This window comes from Curvibacter sp. GW821-FHT01G03 (assembly GCF_059422285.1).
Window position 1 is genome coordinate 22,394 of sequence record NZ_JBWKWP010000010.1, and the last position, 16,072, is coordinate 38,465.

Below are 16,072 nucleotides of genomic sequence, written 5' to 3' on the forward strand. Positions count from 1 at the left end.
CACCCGACGGGGCTGGGTGAAATCCCATCTCTCCGAAGGGGATTCCCCCGTACACTGACTGCCGGTAGTGGTCGCCACTGCCGGCGGTGCTTTGGGCCGCACTTATTCCCTCCCTGTGTGATCAACAGCCATGACGACCCTCGCGAGCATCGATCAAACCCGAGCCTGCCTGTCGGGCGCCCTGCAGGCGGGCGAGATCTGGCCCGCTTTTCAACCCCTGGTGCACCTGCGCAGCCGCCGGATTGCGGGCTTCGAGGTGTTGGCGCGCTGGACCTCGCCGGTGTTGGGGGCCGTGCCCCCCGGGGTGTTCATTCCGCTCGCCGATGGCCTGGGCCTGCTGCACGAACTCAGCCTGCACCTGATCAGCGAAGCCTGCGCGCGGGCCCGCGATTGGCCGGGCGATTTTTATCTGGCTTTCAACCTGGCGCCCAGCCAGTTTTTGCGGCCTGAACTGGCCGCTGAGGTGCTGGCAGCGGTGAGCCGGACAGGCTTTCCGATCCAGCGCGTGCAGGTTGAAATCACCGAAAACGCCTTGTTCCACGACAACCAGGTGGCCCGCCGCAGTGTCGACGCCATCAAGCAGATGGGCGCCACCTTGTCGCTGGACGACTTTGGCACCGGCCACTCCAGTCTGACCCGGCTGCAATCGCTGCCGTTTGACGAGATCAAGATCGATGCCAGCTTTGTGCGGGCGCTTGAGTCCGATTCAGGCAGTCTGAAGATCGTCACGGCGGTGCTGGGCCTGGGGCAGAGCCTGGGGGTGCACGTGATCGCGGAAGGCATTGAGACCGAACGCCAAGCCAAGCTGCTTGAGCAGCTGGGTTGCGTTCTCGGCCAGGGCTACCTTCTGGGCCGCCCGGCACCCCATGCCCAGGCCCAGGCGCAGCTGGCGCGAGACGGGTGCCACAACAACGGCCATGACTCGCCGCTGGACGCCTCTCCTTTCCAGCGCCTGCACCAGCTCGAAACCTTGTACCAGGATGCACCCGTGGGGCTTTGCTTTCTGGACACCGAAATGCGGGTCATCAGTGCCAACCCCAAGGTCATCCAATACCTGGGCCTGGGGCAGGTCGAATTGCGAGGGCAGCCGGTGACACGGGTGTTGAGCCAGCCGGGGGCATCGGGCTTGCTGGACGCGCTGCAACAGGTGCGTGCCGGGGCTGATCTGGCCCCCTCTGAGTACAGCCACAGCGGCACAGGCGCAACTTTCCTGGTGGCCCATCAGCGCGTTTGCAATGAACTGGGCGAGTGGCTGGGTATTTCACTGGTGGTGATCGACATCACGGCGCGGGTCACGGCCGAGCGCGTTCTGCAGCAGAGCGAGGAGCACTTCAGGCGCTCGATCGAACTCGGGCCCAACATTGCCTGGGCTGCCGGCACTGACGGTGTGATCGACTACATGGGGCCGGCTTTCGAATGGACCCCGCTCAATTCAGCGCAGGAGCGCTACCAGCGCTGGCGCGACCGCATGGATCCGCAAGATCGCAACCGCGTGCACGAAGAGTGGCTGGCACACCTGCCCAGCCGGGCCCCGTTCAAGACCGAGTTTCGCATTCTGTGGCCAGACAACAGCTGGCGCTGGGTACGCAGCCAAGCTTATCCCCACCTGGACGAGCAAGGCCGGGTGTTGCGCTGGTACGGCATCATCATGGACATCTCCAGCGAACGCAGGCTGGAGGAGCGCGTGGCCGAACTGGAGCAGAAGATGTCCCACTGGGGCCTGCCGGCCCGCACCGATCAGGCGTAGGTGTTGACCGAGTTGCCCATCGTCTCGGTGGGCTTGGGGGGCTGCGGCTGGGGGTTGCTGGCGGGGGCTGGCGCCGCGCCGGCACGGGTGCCGTCGTTGTCGCCATCCGCATCCACGCCGCCGGTTTTGGTCACCGGGGTCTGGGCTTGGTAGGGGTTGCTGGAACCTACGGAAGAAATGCTGGACATGATGATCCTGGGTCAGGGTTGAAAAAGCGCTTTGTCATCGTTTGTATCGACATGCAGACAATTGGGCTGAAGCTGCTTTACCTGCCAGCAATTTTCCGCAGGCCTGGGGATCAGGTGCCGGTGGCCGCGTTGCTGTTGGCGTTGGCACTTTGCACCTGGATGCGGAAGTGCTCGATGGTGCCGTCTTCCATGGCGGCCTTGATCCAGTTGGGTTTGCGGCCCTTGCCGCTCAGGGTGCCATCCCACGACAGACCTCGGCCTGGATCGTAGAAGGTGGCCGGGCGCTTGAGCTTGTTCGGCGCATGGGTTCGACTCAGTGAACTGAGCGCCACCTGAGACGGGGTGAGTTGAAACTGTTGCACCAGGGTTCGGGCCAATTCGACGGCCTCTTTCCTCTTGGAGCGGAACAATTCATCGCGTCGCGCCTGAAGCTGCGCGATTTGCTGATCGAGGGATCGGATTTCATTGAACATAAGCCCGCTATTTTAGGGACTTGTGAAACGGGTTCGCCGCCTGGGCCATCGGCCCGGCGGCATTGCCCTGCAGGGTTGGATCAATCCAGCGAGGCGCCAGCCTTTTTGATCACGTCGGCAAAGCGGCTCGATTCGCCATCCATGAACTGCTTGAACTGATCACGGGTGGTGGGGAAGGGCTCATAGCCGAACGAGGCGAATTTTTCTTTCACGTCGGCTTCTGCCAGGGCTTTCTCTACGTCACGCTTGATCTTTTCAGCCACGGCGGGCGACACGCCCTTGGGTGCGGCGATGGCGTTCCAGCCCGTCACCTCGTAGCCCGCCGGCCCGCCGGATTCGGCCACCGTGGGCACATCCGGGAAGTTGGCCAGGCGCTTGGGCGCAGCCACGGCCAGGAAGCGCAGCTTGCCGGCGCGTTGCAGAGGGCCGGCGGTGGCGCTGGTGCCCAGGGCAAAGGTCAGCTCGCCATTGGCCACCCCGGTGTACAGCTGCGTGGTTTCCTTGTAGATCACGTGCACCATGTCCGTCTTGGTCATGCTTTCCAGCAGAGCCGAACCCAGGTGCACCGGGTTGCCCACCGACCACGAACCGTAATTGAGCTTGCCAGGGTGGGCCCGTGCATCGGCAATCAGGGCACCCATGTCCTTGTAGGGGCTGTTGGTGGCCACGTTCACGAAGAAGTAAGTCTTGAACAGCGGCAGGATGATGTCGAAATCCTTGGCCACGTCGTAGGGCAGCTTCTTGAACAGGTGCGGGTAGGCCGCGATGTGCACGTTGTCGAGCTGGATCAGGTCGTGCCCGTCGTTGGCGCCCCGCTTGAACGCATCGATCGCGATGAAGCCGTTGCCGCCTGGGCGGTTTTCCACCACCACCGGCTGGCCCCACATGCGCGACAACTTGTCTGCCACCAACCGTGCCACGCCATCCGGGCCGCCCCCCACCGGGAAGGGCGTGATGATGCGCACCGGCTTGGTCGGGAACTGTACCGCCGGGGCGCTGCTCTGGGCCTGGGCTGGCAGCAGGGCACCGGCAGCACCCAGGCCGAGGGCCAGAGCGGCCAGGCGACGGGTCAGTGACAGGGGGGGGCGAGGAGCATGTTGCATGGATTGTCTCGGTTGTCGGAGGAAGATACAGACGCTTAAACGGTCGGTTTGAGCGCTGTTCGCGCGTTCTGGATTGTCGACACTCGGGTAGGCCCAGGCCAGTGAGCTGACGTCATATCAGCTAGAACGAATTGGCATGACGCTGCGGTAGCTATGCCATGAGGGATGGATGCTTTATCTTCTGGGTCTCAATCAATGCTGGGCCCATCGCCATGCACCGAGTGTTTCTTGCATCCAATTCCTAGTTCCGACTCTTTGTGATTGAAGCCGTGCTTTTTCTAGGCTTTCCAAGGTAGCTTGCCGAGGGCCTGCTTTGCTGCAGCTTGGACACCATCTGACTCTTTGGGGTTAGTGAATGCGATGCGCCCATTAGCGAAGGCCTTGAGCAGAATTGACACTTGCCGTTCGCCGTTGGCCTTGTCCATTTTTCTCACATGCTCAGCAATCCAGGCATCGGTGGCATATGACTGGGTAGAACCACTGGCATCCGTGCTGCGCCTGTAGGTCTGGCCTTGCTTAGTAGCGTTTAGCATGAGATGGACCGCTGCGGACGCTATCTTGCCGGCGAATTGCGGAGTCACATCAGACACCACCTTGCTGCACTCTTGGTGAAGGGCCTCGACGACCGATCGCAACACACTGTCGCCTTGGAAATTCTGTTGCAAAAGCCCGTCTATATCGAGTTTCGGCAGATCCGGGCAAGGCTCGGGTTGGGCCTGTCTGCCAATCCATTTTTTCAGTGCCCCAGCCAGGGCTGTTTCGCTGATCTCCTGGGCCAAATTCCAATGGGTCTCGAACCAACTGATGATTTCTTTGTGTTGCTGGTTGCTCTCCCCGATAAAGTAGCCGGCCTCATGGTTTCCGGCGTTGACGCCCTCGTGCAAGCCAAGTCCATTGATGGACATGTTGGCTGAAGAAACCACTGCGCCGGTGCTTCCGATCACGACCTTTGCATGAAAATCCGGCCGCGTACGGATGGCGTGAGGTGATGCCTCCCAAATTTTGCGAATCACCGAGGGGTTGCATGCGCCGGAGTCTAGGTCGCAGATGATGCGATGGGGTTGATTGCAAAGTATTTCTGAGCCTTTGCCCCAGTAGGCGACGGCCATCAGGACTGGCCCATTTGCATTTTGCGAGAGCAGTTCATTGACCTTTGTTTGAATCTCGTTTCCGTTGCGTAAGAACTGCATTGGTGCTGATGGTTGAGTGTTGTATTGGTATTGCGCTGCAATCGACGAATCGACCTGATCCGGCACGGGCGCCTTCCCCTAGAGTCGGCGCGTAGGCCTCCGCCCCTTTCAGCCCTTAAACCCCCATGGGTGAGCACAGCTCAATCAGGGTTCCGTCCGGGGACCGAACATAGGACACCAACTGGCCCCAGGGCTTCTGGCTGGGCGTGGCCAACTCGGTGGCACCTGCTTGAAGTGCCCGGGAATGTGCCCCTGCGACATCCGGGGTGACCAGACCCAGTTCCATCCCCAACGGAATCTTGGATTCAGAGGCTGCCACATGGCCGCCCGGGAAATTGCCGTGCCCAAGCGCATGGTCCGCGAAGGCCAAGGTGGTTTCGCCGGTGTTCAATTCACCGTAGGTGCCAGATTCGTGCAGAAATTTCACTTCAAAGCCGAACGCGGCCGCAAAAAACTGCAGCGAGGCTTTGACATCGGGCACATAGACGATGGTGTATCCGAGCTTCATGGTGTTCCAGTTTCTCTAGGGGATGCGCGGGCGCCAGGCCCAGGCAAATGATCCTATCAGCCCATGGCCCGGGCCAAACGGCGGCGGTGGTGGGAATCATCCTTGATCGTGCAGACCGCCCACCTTTCAGCCCTGAAGCATGGCCGGGAGGCCGTACCATTGCGGCCATGAGCGACACCTACCTCGTCACCACTTACGCCGACAAGGACCAAGTCAAGGCCCTGGGTGCCCGCTGGGACCCGGCGCGGCGGCAATGGCGGGTGCCGGCCGGGCTGGACCTGGGGCCTTTTGCGCGCTGGCTACCCCAGGGGCTGGCGCTGGAGCCGGTGGCCAGCGCGGGGGCGGTAGCCCGTGCCGCCGGCACGGCATTGACCGAGCCCTTTAGCGGCAGTGCCGGTGCCCTGGCCCCGGCCGATGCCAAGGGAATTTCGTTGTCGCGTCTGCTGGGCGGCGTGGCCGTGGCGGTGTCCGATGCCTTTCGCGAAGGTGTGTGGACCACGGTCGAGGTGGTCGATGTGCGGGCGCGCAACCATGTCTACCTCGAAGTCTCGGAGCGTGACCTGAGCGGCAACACGGTGGCCAAGGCCCATGCCGTGATCTGGTCCAGTGTCGCCCAGCGCATCCTGCCGGCTTTTCAGCAGGCCACGGGGGTGGAGCTGGCGGCAGGGCTCAAGCTGCTGGTGCGCGCCCGGCCCGTGTTCAAGGCGCAGTATGGGTTTTCTTTGGAAGTCGACGAGATCGACCCCAACTACACCCTGGGTGATCTGGAGGCCAGCAAACGCGAGATCCGCGAGCGCTTGCGCCGCGAGGGCCTGTTCGCGCTGAACCGCGAACTGCCTCCGCCCTGGGACTTCAATCATGTGTTGGTGGTGGCGCCCGAAGGCGGCGCGGGTCTGGGCGACTTCCAGGCCGAGGCCAGCCGGCTGGAGCGCCATGGCCTGTGCCGCTTCGTCTACGTGTACAGCCGCTTTCAGGGCGAGGGGGCACCAGCCGAGATACGGCTGGAGTTGCTTGCTGCGTTGGAGCAGATCCGCGCCAATCACCCCTGGCTGCCCGATGCCGTGGTGTTGATCCGGGGCGGTGGGGCCGTCAATGACATGGCGTGGTTGAACGACTACGCACTGGCGCGCACCCTGTGCGAACTGCCGGTGCCGGTGTTCACCGGCATTGGCCACGAGCGCGACAACACCGTGCTCGATGAGGTGGCCCACCAGCGGTTTGACACCCCCTCGAAGGTGATTGCCGGCATCGAGCAGGTGATTCGCGAACGGGCTCACCAGGCTCGCGCCCTGTTCGACGGCATTGCCAGCCAGGCGCGCCGCAGCGTGGAGCAGGCCCGCCTGCAAGCGACGCAGCTGAGGGCCCAGGTGCATGCGGGGGCGCTGGGCCAGGTGGCGCTGGCCAAGGCCGGCGCTGGCCAGGCCATGACGGATGTTCGGTTGCACGCGGTGGTCACCGTGCGCCAGGCCACCGATTCGGCCCAAAGCCGCCTGGGCGAGGTGCAGCAACTGGCGCGGGCCCAACTGCAGTCGGCCCAGCGCGAGACACCAGCGCTGATCGGAGAGATCCGCGCCGAGGCGCGCCAGATGCTGCGCACGGCCCGCCTGCAGGTGAGCAGCGACCTGGAGGCCATCCGCAGCCAGGCCAGGGCCGACCTGCGCCAACAGCAGGACCACCTCAGCCGCAGCCTGGGCGATATCGGCGCGCTGGCGCGCCAGGCCGTGGCCCAGGCACGCCAGGGCAGCGAAAGCCTGATGCGCGAGATCGCCGGCCAAGGCCCCGGCAAGACCCTGGGCCGGGGCTTTGCCCTGGTGCGGACCGACTCGGGCGAACCCATCACCAGCGCCTCGACCACTGCGGCCGAGGTGACGCTTCAATTTCACGACGGCCAGCGCGCCGCAACCCTGCTCAAGCCATGAAACACAGCTTCAAGGAATCCTATGGCGTTCTGCAACGCCACGCCCAGACTCTGCGCGAACAGCGCGAACCCAACATCGACGACCTTCTTCAGATCGTGGAAGAGTCAGTGAGCGCATTCAAGATATGCCAGGCCCGCATCGATGCGGTCGAGAAAGCGCTCGAAAAAGAGTTGGGCGAACCCCAGCGCGACGCCGCCGAGCGAGGCCAGGTGCCCTCGGCGGCCCCGGCAACGAGCCTGGCCACCGACGACGACGTGCCGTTCTGATTCTGAGGCTGGGGGCGAATCGCGCCGGCGCTTGAGCCTCCGGGTGAACGTTTTTCTGCTCGAGCAAGAGGGGGTGGCCTGCAGCTTGAGTTGACCTTCCGCGCTGGCTTTCGCAAAAGGTGCTCATCCATGAATTAGTTTCAGGATTTTTGGGAAACCAAGATGGCTTGTTGATACCCCACGAGCGCCGTGTGTTCGGACTGGATCACCCTCGTGGGTTTGCCGCACCGTGGTGCTTGGTGCCTTGCGTCAGACCCCAGATGCCGCCAATGCTTCTGGCCCAAGACACATGTGACGTGCCCTGGTTGAACGTGGCGATCAGATCTGCTTCATGGCAAACGAGTTGGGTGGCACGGCCAGGCCCAGGGTGTCGCGCAGCGTTCGGCCCGGGTAGCGCGTGCCGAAAGTTGCCTGGTCCTGCAGCCGGGGTTCCACCTACGCCAATAAATCATCGGCTCCCAGGGACATGCTGGTCGGCAGCACCACAAAGCCGTCCCCACCACCTTCGGCGTTCCAAAGCTGGAGCTCGTCAGTCACCTTGCTGGCAGTGCCCCCCCGGGGGGAAAGCCCAGGCTCTGGGCGTAACACATGCCCCGTTGGGGCACTGTCCAGCCCTCGTCTCTCGCCTTTTGCAGCACGGACTTAAAACGCCCGCGGCTGCCAGTGATCTGGTTGGCAATGCCGGGCACGCGCAGGTTCAGTGGGTACTGTGTCAACCCCTGGTTCATGCTGGCCGACATGAAGCTCAGCGCCACCTTGGGCAGCACCAGATCTTTCAGTTCACGCTCATTATCCAGCGGCTCGCGCCGGGTCTGAGCGGTGGTGCCCACCACTGGGCCCGCAAGTTGCAAAGCCAAGGTCGCTGCGGTAGGTTGCGATGGAGAGCTCGGTGCAGCCGGACACTGTCCAGCAACTCGACTCTTGATGCCGACAAGAGGCGCAGCTTCACCACGCTCAAGACGACTGGTTCGAAAAGCGCGCCCTGCGATCATGGGCATTGATACGCGACAGACCGCCGAGATCGGATAGCATCCATATTCACGGTAAATCTACCGGCTTTGTTGGCTGCCCCCTTAAAAAACAAGAAGGATAGAGGTCAACCTCGTCATTGGTATTTTTTCTGCAAGACAGCGCGATGCTGATCAAGATCCTCGTAAACGGGATAGTGATTCACCATGACACACCCGGCACAGGCGTCTAAACTCCGCCAGGAATGAGCCAACTGCGCCAAGCGGAATTTTTTTAAATTGGGTCCATTCCAAATTTCTTGCACGCTCATCTCTTTGATAGAGCCTACGTTTGTTTTGTGATGCCAGTCCGAGCAGCAAACGCCTACGTCTCCATTCATGTGGATGGAGAGCGAGTAGAAAGGTGACGGGCATACCGACCTGCCCTCAGACAGGCTGACGCCCGTCATGCCTTTGGGTGTCATACCAATGAATTGAACGGATTTTTCTGTGACAGGCATCAGGTTTTCAATGGCCACGGAATCCGCAATCGGCGTGAAGATTCGAAAAAACTCATGTTTATCCTGATCGGACATTCCAATGTCGATGATCTTCACGTAAATAAATGTTTTATTGCCGTGGCGCTTCACCGCAGAACGGAATTTCGTGATGTTTGAGATGATGTCTTTAAATGAAATCGCGACATCGGTGGTTTCTAGATAACCTTTGTCTGATAAAGCTTCGATGGAAATTCGAATTTTGTTCAAGCCTGTGGCAGCAATCTTCTCGCCTCGCTCTTCATTGAGTAAGGCTGCGTTTGTAATCAGCGAAACTTCTCGCACGCGCTTCGAATTGACCGCGTAATCGATCATTTCGGATATTTTCTTGTTCAGCAGTGGTTCGCCATAATTGCCCAAAACTAATTCATCAACCCCCTGCGGGAATTCCTGCAGATCGTTAATCAGTTTTTTAAATAGGTCCAGCTTCATCACCCCAGATTCAACGCCTGCTGCCTTCAATGATTCTGGTTCTGCTTGTGGGCAAAAAAAGCATTTGAAATTGCATCCACTGGCAGGGTCGACATGTATTTTCATCGGTGTACTCAGAGGCAAGGCTTTTGCCAGCCCGCGACCACGGCCGAGCACAAAATACCGCCAGTGCATTCTGGCCAAGCCAAGAACAACTTTGCCTGCTCGAAGCGTGCCAGCAGCCGTAGCAAGTTTCAATATCTGTCCGATTGCCGACATCGCTTCGAGTCCTTGAATTTCGATAGAAGTTTATCGATGCTACACCACCAAATCGTCCAGTTCCGGCAGGCCTCAGGTTGAGCTCTATACCAAATCAGGGGCTTTCAACGAGGACAGCCCGCCAGACCCGCCACAGCCGTAACTCACCCATAGGTGGCCTGAGATCCTGTGAGGCGGGGAGGGCCTTCCGCCCGTGCGGGGGCGCGCTGTTGCACACATCAGCCGGATGGCCGCCCAGCTTTGAGCCAGAGTTGGATTTCCGAGCCGGTCGAGCACCAGCTTGCACAGGAGATCGCCAGCGGCAACACCGACCTTTCCAGCCGCACGGAGCATCAGGCGGGCAATCTGCAGTGCACGGCCTTGGCCATGGCGCAGATGAGTCGGCTGGTTGATCACAATACCGAGACCGCACGCCTTGCGATCGGGCTGGCCACGGCGGTCAGCAAGTCGGCCACTGGTGGCGCCGAGGTGAGGCAGTGGGTGACAGACACCACGGCCGAAATCCCGCGCAGCAGGGCCAGGATCGGCGACATCGTCGGGGTGATTGATAGCATCGCCTTCCAGACCAATATCCTGGCCCTGATTGCCGCAATGGGAGCCGACAGAGCGGGTTGACAGGGGCGAGGTTTCGCTGTGGTAGCGACCGAGGTTCGCACCCTGGCTTAGCGCTCGGCCGAGGCCGCGAAAGAGATCAAGTCACTGACCGTGAACAGCGCAGAGACCGTTGGGGCTGGGGCCGGCTTGGTGACCGAGGCGGGGCAGCAGGTGGGCAACATCGTCAAAGAGGTGCAGCGGGCGGTGGACCTGATCCACGAGATCGGCGAATCGGCCCAGGAGCAGTCGAAGGGCATCGCGGCTGTCTCGGCGTCGGTCAAGGAACTGGATCAGTGGACCCCGCAGAATGCGGCATTGACAGAGCGATCGGCCGCTGCTGCAGAAAGCTTGCGTTTGCAATCCGATGAATTGGCTCAGGCGGTGAACTCCTTCAGGTTTTGAGCAGTGCGCTTCTTTCACTGGAGCAGGAGGTTTTGCGCTCGGCCCGCTCTTTCACGCCTGCGCTGGCCACCACCCGCTGCTCAATCACCCCGAACGGCCCTGGCTGACCATCGCCCTGAATCCCGGGCCAGCGCGCCTCCATGCGCACGCGGTCGCCAAACTGCATGAAGGCGGTGCGCGGGCCGCCGTGGTCCAGCATCTCGATGACTCGGCGTTCGGCGATGCAACTGGAGCCGACCTCGCGCGCACTGTTGGAGACGGTGCCCGAGCCGATGATCGTGCCTGCGCTCAGGCGGCGTGTGCGGGCCGCATGGGCGATCAACTGGTGGAAACCGAAGTTCATCTCGCCGCCGTGCGGGTGGCCGAACCATTGGCCGTTCCAGTGCACCTGCAGCGGCAACTGCACGCGCCCGTCGCGCCAGTGCTCGCCCAGTTCATCGGGCGTGATGGCCACGGGGGCGAAGCTGCTGGAGGGCTTGGCCTGCAGAAAGCCGAAACCGCTGCGCATTTCGCGCGGGCCCAAGGCGCGCAGGCTCCAATCGTTGATCTGCACCAGCAGGCGCACATGGGCCAGGGCCTGTTCGGGCGGGGTGGCCATGGGCACCTCGTCAAGCACCACGCCAAACTCGCCTTCGAAGTCGATGCCATCGGCCTCGCTGGGCAGTGGCACGTCGGCCTGGGGGCCCAGAAAATCGTCGCTGGCGCCCTGGTACATCACGGGGAGGGTGTCGAAATCGGGGATGGGCGCGGTGTTGAAGGCGCGTTCCATGAGGCGGCCATGGTTCAGGAAGGCCGATGCGTCGCACCATTGCGGGCTGCGCGGCAGCGGGGCCTGGAGGCTGGCTGTGTCCAAGCTGAAGGCGCCGGGCAGTTGGCCGGCGTTCAGGGCGTCGTAGCGTTGCTGCAGCGCAGGTGCCACCCGGGCCCAGTGCTGCACGGCGTGCAGCAGGCTGGGGGCGATGTCGCTGGCGTCGACGCCCTGTTGCAGCGGGCGCGAGACCAGGATCAGGCGGCCGTCGAGGTGGCCTTCGGGGTGGGCGAGGGTGGCGAATTTCATCAAGGGCTCCGGGTCGAGGCGGTGAGGGATGTGGGCTGCTTCAGTGGCCGTCAGAGATGGTGGTGCCGCCATCGACCACCAGGTTCTGGCCGGTGATGAAGGCGCCAGCGGCGCTGGCCAGCAGCACGGCCAGGCCGGCCACGTCGTGGGGCTCGCCCACGCGGCGCAAGGGGGTCTGGGCCAGGCGACGGCACATGAAGTCGTCGTTGGCCAGCAACCCGGTGGCCAGCGGGGTGCGGATCAGACCCGGTGAAATGGCATTCACTCGCACCCCCTGGGAGCCCCATTCGACGGCCAGGTTGCGTGCCATCTGGGCCAGGGCGGCCTTGCTCAGGCCATACAGGCCGATGTGGGCGTTGCCACGCAGACCGGCAATGCTGGACATCAGCACGATGCTGCCCTGGCCGGTGGCGGCCATGCCGGGCAGCAGGCCGGCGCACAACTGGTGCACGCTTTTCAGGTTGACGGCCATCACCTGGGCCCAGTCGGCATCGCTGACTTGGTGCAGTGGGCCGGCCGGCCCTTGCAAGCCGGCATTGGCCACCAGCACCTGGGGCGCACCGAAGGGCTTGGGGGCGGCGTGGATCAATGCCTGCACCTGGGCCGGATCGGACAGGTCGCAGGGCAGGGCGGCGGCGCTGTGGCCGGCCGCGACGAGGGCCTGGCAGAGGTCGCCGCAGGCCGTGGCGTCGCGGTCGCTCACCAGAACCCGGGCCCGCTGGCGGGCCATGGCCCAGGCCAGGGCCAGGCCCAGTCCGCCGGTGGCGCCGGTGATCAGGACGGTGCGCTGGCTGAGGTCAAACAAGTCGATGCCTGTCATGGAAGGTGTTGGCACGGGCTCAGTCCAGCGTCACGCCCACGGCCTGGATGACCTGGCCCCAGCGTTCGGTTTCGGACTGGATGAAGCGGGCGTACTCGGTGGGGCTCATGGGGGCCGGTGTGACGGCGAAGTCGCCAAAGCGCTCCATCACCTCGGGGGATTGGACGGCCTTGACGACGGCCGCATGAAGTTGCGCCACCACGGCGGCTGGCGTGCCCTGGCGCACCACCACACCTGTCCAGCCCGGGGCATTGAGCTTGCCCAGGCCCAGTTCGGCCAAGGTAGGGACCTGGGGCAGTTGGCGCAGGCGCTTGTCGCTGCCCACCACTGCCAGAGCGCGCAGCTTGCCCTCGCGCACATACGGCAGGCTGTTGGCGGCGACGTCCAGCATCAGGTCGATGTGGCCGCCCATCAGGTCCTGCAGGGCCGGGGCGGCGCCTTTGTAAGCCACGTGCTCCAGATTGCCGCCGGTCTCGCGACGGTACATCTCCATCCAGATGTGGGGCTGGCTACCGATGCCAAAAGACCCGTAATGCAGCGGCTTGTCGGCCTTGGCGGCCAACTGAAGGTCGGCCAGCGACTTGATCGGGCTGTTGGCGGGCACCACCAGCACCAGGGCCGAGGTGAGCAGGCGGGTCAGGGGAATGAAGTCTTTCTGGACGTCGTAGTTCAGCCGTGGGTAGAGGGCGGCGTTCATGGCGAAGGGGCCGATGTCGCCATAGAACAGGGTGTGGCCGTCTGCGGGCAACTGCTTGACGTAGGCCGCTGCGATCTGCCCGCCTGCACCCGGCTTGTTCTCGACGATGACCGGCTGCTTGAGGCTGAGCGTGAGTTGCTGCGCCAGGACGCGCGACAGGGCGTCGCCGAAGCCACCAGCCGGGTAGGGCACCACCCAGGTGACGGCACGGCTGGGCACCCAGGTGGTGGTGCTGTTGTGGCTGGTGTTGGCCTGTGACCAGGCGCTGGGGGCCAGCGCTGAAGCGATGGCCGAGAGAAGGAAGTTGCGTTTGCTGTTCACGGTTGTCCCCATGGTGTGGCGGCGGTACACGGCCCTAGCCGGAGCCGTGAGGCTTGGCCGGGCGGAGTTTGACGCTCAGTGTGCTGCCGGGGGCTGGCGTGAAATTGCGGGTGTTGTCGCTTTCTTGCGGTGTGGGGCCGGGCCGGGCTGGGCGGGTCAGTGGGCTTTGCGCAAGGCACTTGGGGTCTGGCCCCAATGGTTCGCAAAGCGCTTGCTGAAATGTGAAGCGGTGGCAAAGCCCAGCTCGGTCGCGATGTCGGCAATGGTCTTGCGGCTGTGACGCAGGCGATCCAGGGCGCGCTCCATCTTGCATTGCAGGACGTAGCGATGAGGCGTGAGGCCGGTGCTGAACTTGAAGCAGCGGCTGAAGTGATAGGGGCTGAGCTGGCAGGCGTCGGCCATCTCCTGCAGGGTCACGGCGCGGTGCAGGTGGCTGTGCACCAATTCGGCCACGGTCTGCAGCTGGCGCCGTGTGAGGCTGCTGGGGCGGGGTGCCTGGCTGGTGGGGGTTCGGTAGTGTTCGAGCAGGTGCACGGCCACGCTCATGGCCATGCCTTCGGCAAAGCGCGGCTGCAGCGAGGAATTGTCGGCCAGCGAGGTGATCAGTGTGCGGGTGATGTCGGCCAGCAGGCGATCTTGCACGCCAAAGCAGCTGCGCAAGGCGCCAGGGCCCAATGGTGCGCCATGAACCCGCTCCAGCCATTGGGGAGACAGGTCCAGGTGCAGGTTGTCGCGGGGCAGCTCGGATTGCCAGTAGCTGGGCGTGTCGGCCGGCAGGAGCAGCACTTCGCCGGTACGCCATTCGGCGTCGGAATTCAGGCTACCGTGTTGCTGCAGCAGTCGGGTGGGTGGACCGTTGCGCACAATGATGCAGTGCTTGCCAGCCGGCGGGATGTAGAGGTCCGAGGCGTCGGCCACCTGATGCCACACCGACAGCCCATGCCAGGGCCGGCCGCGGCTGGATTGGCGGATCTGCTCGTCGGGCACCGCTGCCAGGGGCTCTTCCAGGTAGGTCTGCTGGGCCTCGGACCAGCGGCGTTTGTCGAACGTGTGCAGGGGCATGTCTTGTCTCGGCGCTTTGTTCTTGGAACCCGCATTATTGGCGAGTTGTTGGGCGTGTGCCTGCAGGTGGTTCCGCTCCTGTCGCTGGGCGCCACGCGCTCACGCGAGGTGCGCGATGCGCGTGCGGGCCAGGGCGACGTGGGCTTGCAGGGCTGCCAAGCAGGGGGCAAACGAGGCGCTCAGTGGGGCCCGTGCCAGACCTTGCACAAAGGACTCAGCCAGCGGCAGGGCCTGTTGCCAGGCACGGGCGCTGACCTGATCGGCAATGTGCAGGTTCAAGGGCCGTTGCGGCAGGTCGCCTCCGGTGGTGGGGGCGAAGGCCATGGGGGTCATGTCGTAGGCCGGTGCCAGGGTGTAGGGGCGGCCGGTATCGGACATGAAGGAGAGGTTGCCGGCGTGCATGTCGGTGTTGCCGATCAGCGTGCCGAAGGCCCAGAGCAACTCGGCCCCCTGCACCGCCGCGGCCTCAACCACCCGTTCACGGGCCAGGGCTCGGGTCATGTCGGGCCAGCGGCCTGGGCGGCCAGCAAATTCGGCATCCAGGGCTGCCAGAGAGTACAGGGCGTGGCGGCCCCGGGCGCCAACCCGGTCAAAGCGTTGCACCTCCAGAAAGCGTTGTTCGCCATGGTCCAGTACAGCGCAGGCCGCGGCGGGTATGCCGTGCTCGCGCAGTACCTGCAGCGCCAGGTGTTCGGCCCACAGCAGGTCGCGCCAACGCTGGCTGACGGCGCCCGGCACCGGGGCACTGAACTTGACGATGACGTGCGCGGACGCCGTTGCGCCGTCTGGCGCAGCAAGCTCGGCATACGCCGTGAACTTGGGTTGCTCCCCACCGGCGGAGGAGCCCGGTAGCTCGCCCTGGGCGGCGGCGGCGGCGCGGCTGGCGTATTGCAGGGGCTTGGTGGCCAGGGGGATGGCTTCCGCGGCTGGGGCGTTGATGAATTGCTTCAGTGCATCGCTGCCCAGAAGCAAGTTGCCAGGCAGGTCGCTGCCTTGCAGCAGCAGGGCCCGCAGGATGTCGGTGTCGGCCCAGTCCGGCAGGCGTTCGGGCAGGCCCAACTGGGCACCATGGCGCTGGTTGTAGGCGCGGCCCAGATAGCCCTGGGGGCGCATGTCGAACACCCACCAGGGCAGGCCGTCGCTGAAGGTGGCCGGAGCATCGGGGGGCTGCATCACATAGGCGTTGGCGTGCACGGGGATCAGCAGGCCCTGGCTGAGGACCTGCCCCGCCGGAGAGACGCTGTACACCGGTGCCTGCAGTGCACTGCGCGAGGCGTCGCGCAACGCGTATTGAATAGATCGGGCGGCCCCGATGGTCACAACTTCATTGCCCAGCGCCTTCAGGGTGCGTGACACGGTGGGCTGGCTGGCTTGCAGAGCCAGCATGAGCGATCTGGCGGTCTGAGCGCCTTGCCGAAGGCAACGGCGTGCCTGCTCGGTCAATGGGCTGGTGGTGCTGTTCACGGCTTGGAGCTTACTGGATTCGAGTGCTCATGTGAATAGATGAATGAATAGATAATTGAATGGATAT

17 protein-coding genes are annotated in these 16,072 nt (G+C 63.5%); 5 read left to right on the forward strand and 12 right to left on the reverse strand.

The annotated features are described in order from the left end of the window. The first annotated feature begins 130 nt into the window (after positions 1 to 130). Positions 131 to 1,747 carry a sensor domain-containing phosphodiesterase gene (locus AC07VS_RS15685; protein ID WP_494751411.1) on the forward strand — a complete coding sequence of 539 codons (1,617 nt, stop codon included), beginning with the start codon at positions 131 to 133 and terminating at the stop codon, positions 1,745 to 1,747. On the opposite strand, the gene AC07VS_RS15690 is transcribed toward AC07VS_RS15685, so the two are convergent. The 5 genes from AC07VS_RS15690 to AC07VS_RS15710 form a co-directional block, all read right to left on the reverse strand. Beyond that, positions 1,738 to 1,935: a hypothetical protein gene (locus AC07VS_RS15690; RefSeq protein ID WP_494751412.1), complete on the reverse strand. Its 198-nt coding sequence runs from the start codon at positions 1,933 to 1,935 to the stop codon at positions 1,738 to 1,740. The two genes, AC07VS_RS15685 and AC07VS_RS15690, sit on opposite strands and share 10 nt — an antisense overlap. 110 nt (positions 1,936 to 2,045) lie before the next feature. Next, positions 2,046 to 2,408: an H-NS histone family protein gene (locus AC07VS_RS15695; RefSeq protein WP_492345685.1), complete on the reverse strand. Its 363-nt coding sequence runs from the start codon at positions 2,406 to 2,408 to the stop codon at positions 2,046 to 2,048. Positions 2,409 to 2,488: 80 nt separating this feature from the next. Beyond that, positions 2,489 to 3,511 carry a Bug family tripartite tricarboxylate transporter substrate binding protein gene (locus AC07VS_RS15700; protein WP_494751413.1) on the reverse strand — a complete coding sequence of 341 codons (1,023 nt, stop codon included), beginning with the start codon at positions 3,509 to 3,511 and terminating at the stop codon, positions 2,489 to 2,491. 278 nt (positions 3,512 to 3,789) lie between these two features. Next, entirely contained in the window at positions 3,790 to 4,767 is a 978-nt protein-coding gene (locus AC07VS_RS15705; RefSeq protein ID WP_494751414.1) for a phospholipase D family protein, read from the reverse strand. Positions 4,768 to 4,816: 49 nt separating this feature from the next. Then, on the reverse strand, positions 4,817 to 5,209 hold the full coding sequence (locus AC07VS_RS15710; RefSeq protein ID WP_494751415.1) for a VOC family protein: 393 nt from the start codon (positions 5,207 to 5,209) through the stop codon (positions 4,817 to 4,819). A 167-nt stretch (positions 5,210 to 5,376) separates the two neighbouring features. Between AC07VS_RS15710 and xseA the strand changes: the two genes are divergently transcribed. Together xseA and xseB are read left to right on the forward strand one after the other, a co-directional pair. Continuing rightward, a complete protein-coding gene (gene xseA / locus AC07VS_RS15715) occupies positions 5,377 to 7,128 on the forward strand; it encodes an exodeoxyribonuclease VII large subunit (protein WP_494751416.1) in 1,752 nt (583 codons plus the stop codon). Then, positions 7,125 to 7,394: an exodeoxyribonuclease VII small subunit gene (gene xseB / locus AC07VS_RS15720; protein WP_492345691.1), complete on the forward strand. Its 270-nt coding sequence runs from the start codon at positions 7,125 to 7,127 to the stop codon at positions 7,392 to 7,394. Before xseA ends, xseB begins: the two co-directional genes overlap by 4 nt. 533 nt (positions 7,395 to 7,927) lie before the next feature. On the opposite strand, the gene AC07VS_RS15725 is transcribed toward xseB, so the two are convergent. Together AC07VS_RS15725 and AC07VS_RS15730 are read right to left on the reverse strand one after the other, a co-directional pair. Then, positions 7,928 to 8,251: a hypothetical protein gene (locus AC07VS_RS15725; protein WP_494751417.1), complete on the reverse strand. Its 324-nt coding sequence runs from the start codon at positions 8,249 to 8,251 to the stop codon at positions 7,928 to 7,930. Between the two features lie 248 nt (positions 8,252 to 8,499). Continuing rightward, a complete protein-coding gene (locus tag AC07VS_RS15730; protein ID WP_494751418.1) occupies positions 8,500 to 9,588 on the reverse strand; it encodes a radical SAM/SPASM domain-containing protein in 1,089 nt (362 codons plus the stop codon). 240 nt (positions 9,589 to 9,828) lie between these two features. Between AC07VS_RS15730 and AC07VS_RS15735 the strand changes: the two genes are divergently transcribed. Then, positions 9,829 to 10,203: a methyl-accepting chemotaxis protein gene (locus AC07VS_RS15735; protein WP_494751419.1), complete on the forward strand. Its 375-nt coding sequence runs from the start codon at positions 9,829 to 9,831 to the stop codon at positions 10,201 to 10,203. 126 nt (positions 10,204 to 10,329) lie between these two features. Further along, positions 10,330 to 10,584 carry a hypothetical protein gene (locus AC07VS_RS15740; protein ID WP_494751420.1) on the forward strand — a complete coding sequence of 85 codons (255 nt, stop codon included), beginning with the start codon at positions 10,330 to 10,332 and terminating at the stop codon, positions 10,582 to 10,584. On the opposite strand, the gene AC07VS_RS15745 is transcribed toward AC07VS_RS15740, so the two are convergent. The 5 genes from AC07VS_RS15745 to yjjJ all read right to left on the reverse strand — a co-directional run bounded on the left by AC07VS_RS15745 (position 10,574) and on the right by yjjJ (position 16,005). Further along, positions 10,574 to 11,641 (reverse strand): fumarylacetoacetate hydrolase family protein, encoded by a 1,068-nt coding sequence (locus AC07VS_RS15745; RefSeq protein ID WP_494751421.1) that lies wholly within the window; start codon positions 11,639 to 11,641, stop codon positions 10,574 to 10,576. The genes AC07VS_RS15740 and AC07VS_RS15745 overlap by 11 nt on opposite strands. A gap of 40 nt (positions 11,642 to 11,681) precedes the next feature. Continuing rightward, positions 11,682 to 12,461 carry an SDR family NAD(P)-dependent oxidoreductase gene (locus tag AC07VS_RS15750; protein ID WP_494751422.1) on the reverse strand — a complete coding sequence of 260 codons (780 nt, stop codon included), beginning with the start codon at positions 12,459 to 12,461 and terminating at the stop codon, positions 11,682 to 11,684. 19 nt (positions 12,462 to 12,480) lie between these two features. Next, on the reverse strand, positions 12,481 to 13,479 hold the full coding sequence (locus AC07VS_RS15755; RefSeq protein ID WP_494751423.1) for a Bug family tripartite tricarboxylate transporter substrate binding protein: 999 nt from the start codon (positions 13,477 to 13,479) through the stop codon (positions 12,481 to 12,483). 156 nt (positions 13,480 to 13,635) lie between these two features. Then, entirely contained in the window at positions 13,636 to 14,541 is a 906-nt protein-coding gene (locus AC07VS_RS15760; protein ID WP_494657584.1) for a helix-turn-helix domain-containing protein, read from the reverse strand. 99 nt (positions 14,542 to 14,640) lie between these two features. Then, the gene (gene yjjJ, locus AC07VS_RS15765; protein ID WP_494751424.1) at positions 14,641 to 16,005 is read right to left on the reverse strand and encodes a type II toxin-antitoxin system HipA family toxin YjjJ; all 1,365 of its coding nucleotides are present in this window, start codon (positions 16,003 to 16,005) and stop codon (positions 14,641 to 14,643) included. Positions 16,006 to 16,072: the final 67 nt, after the last annotated feature.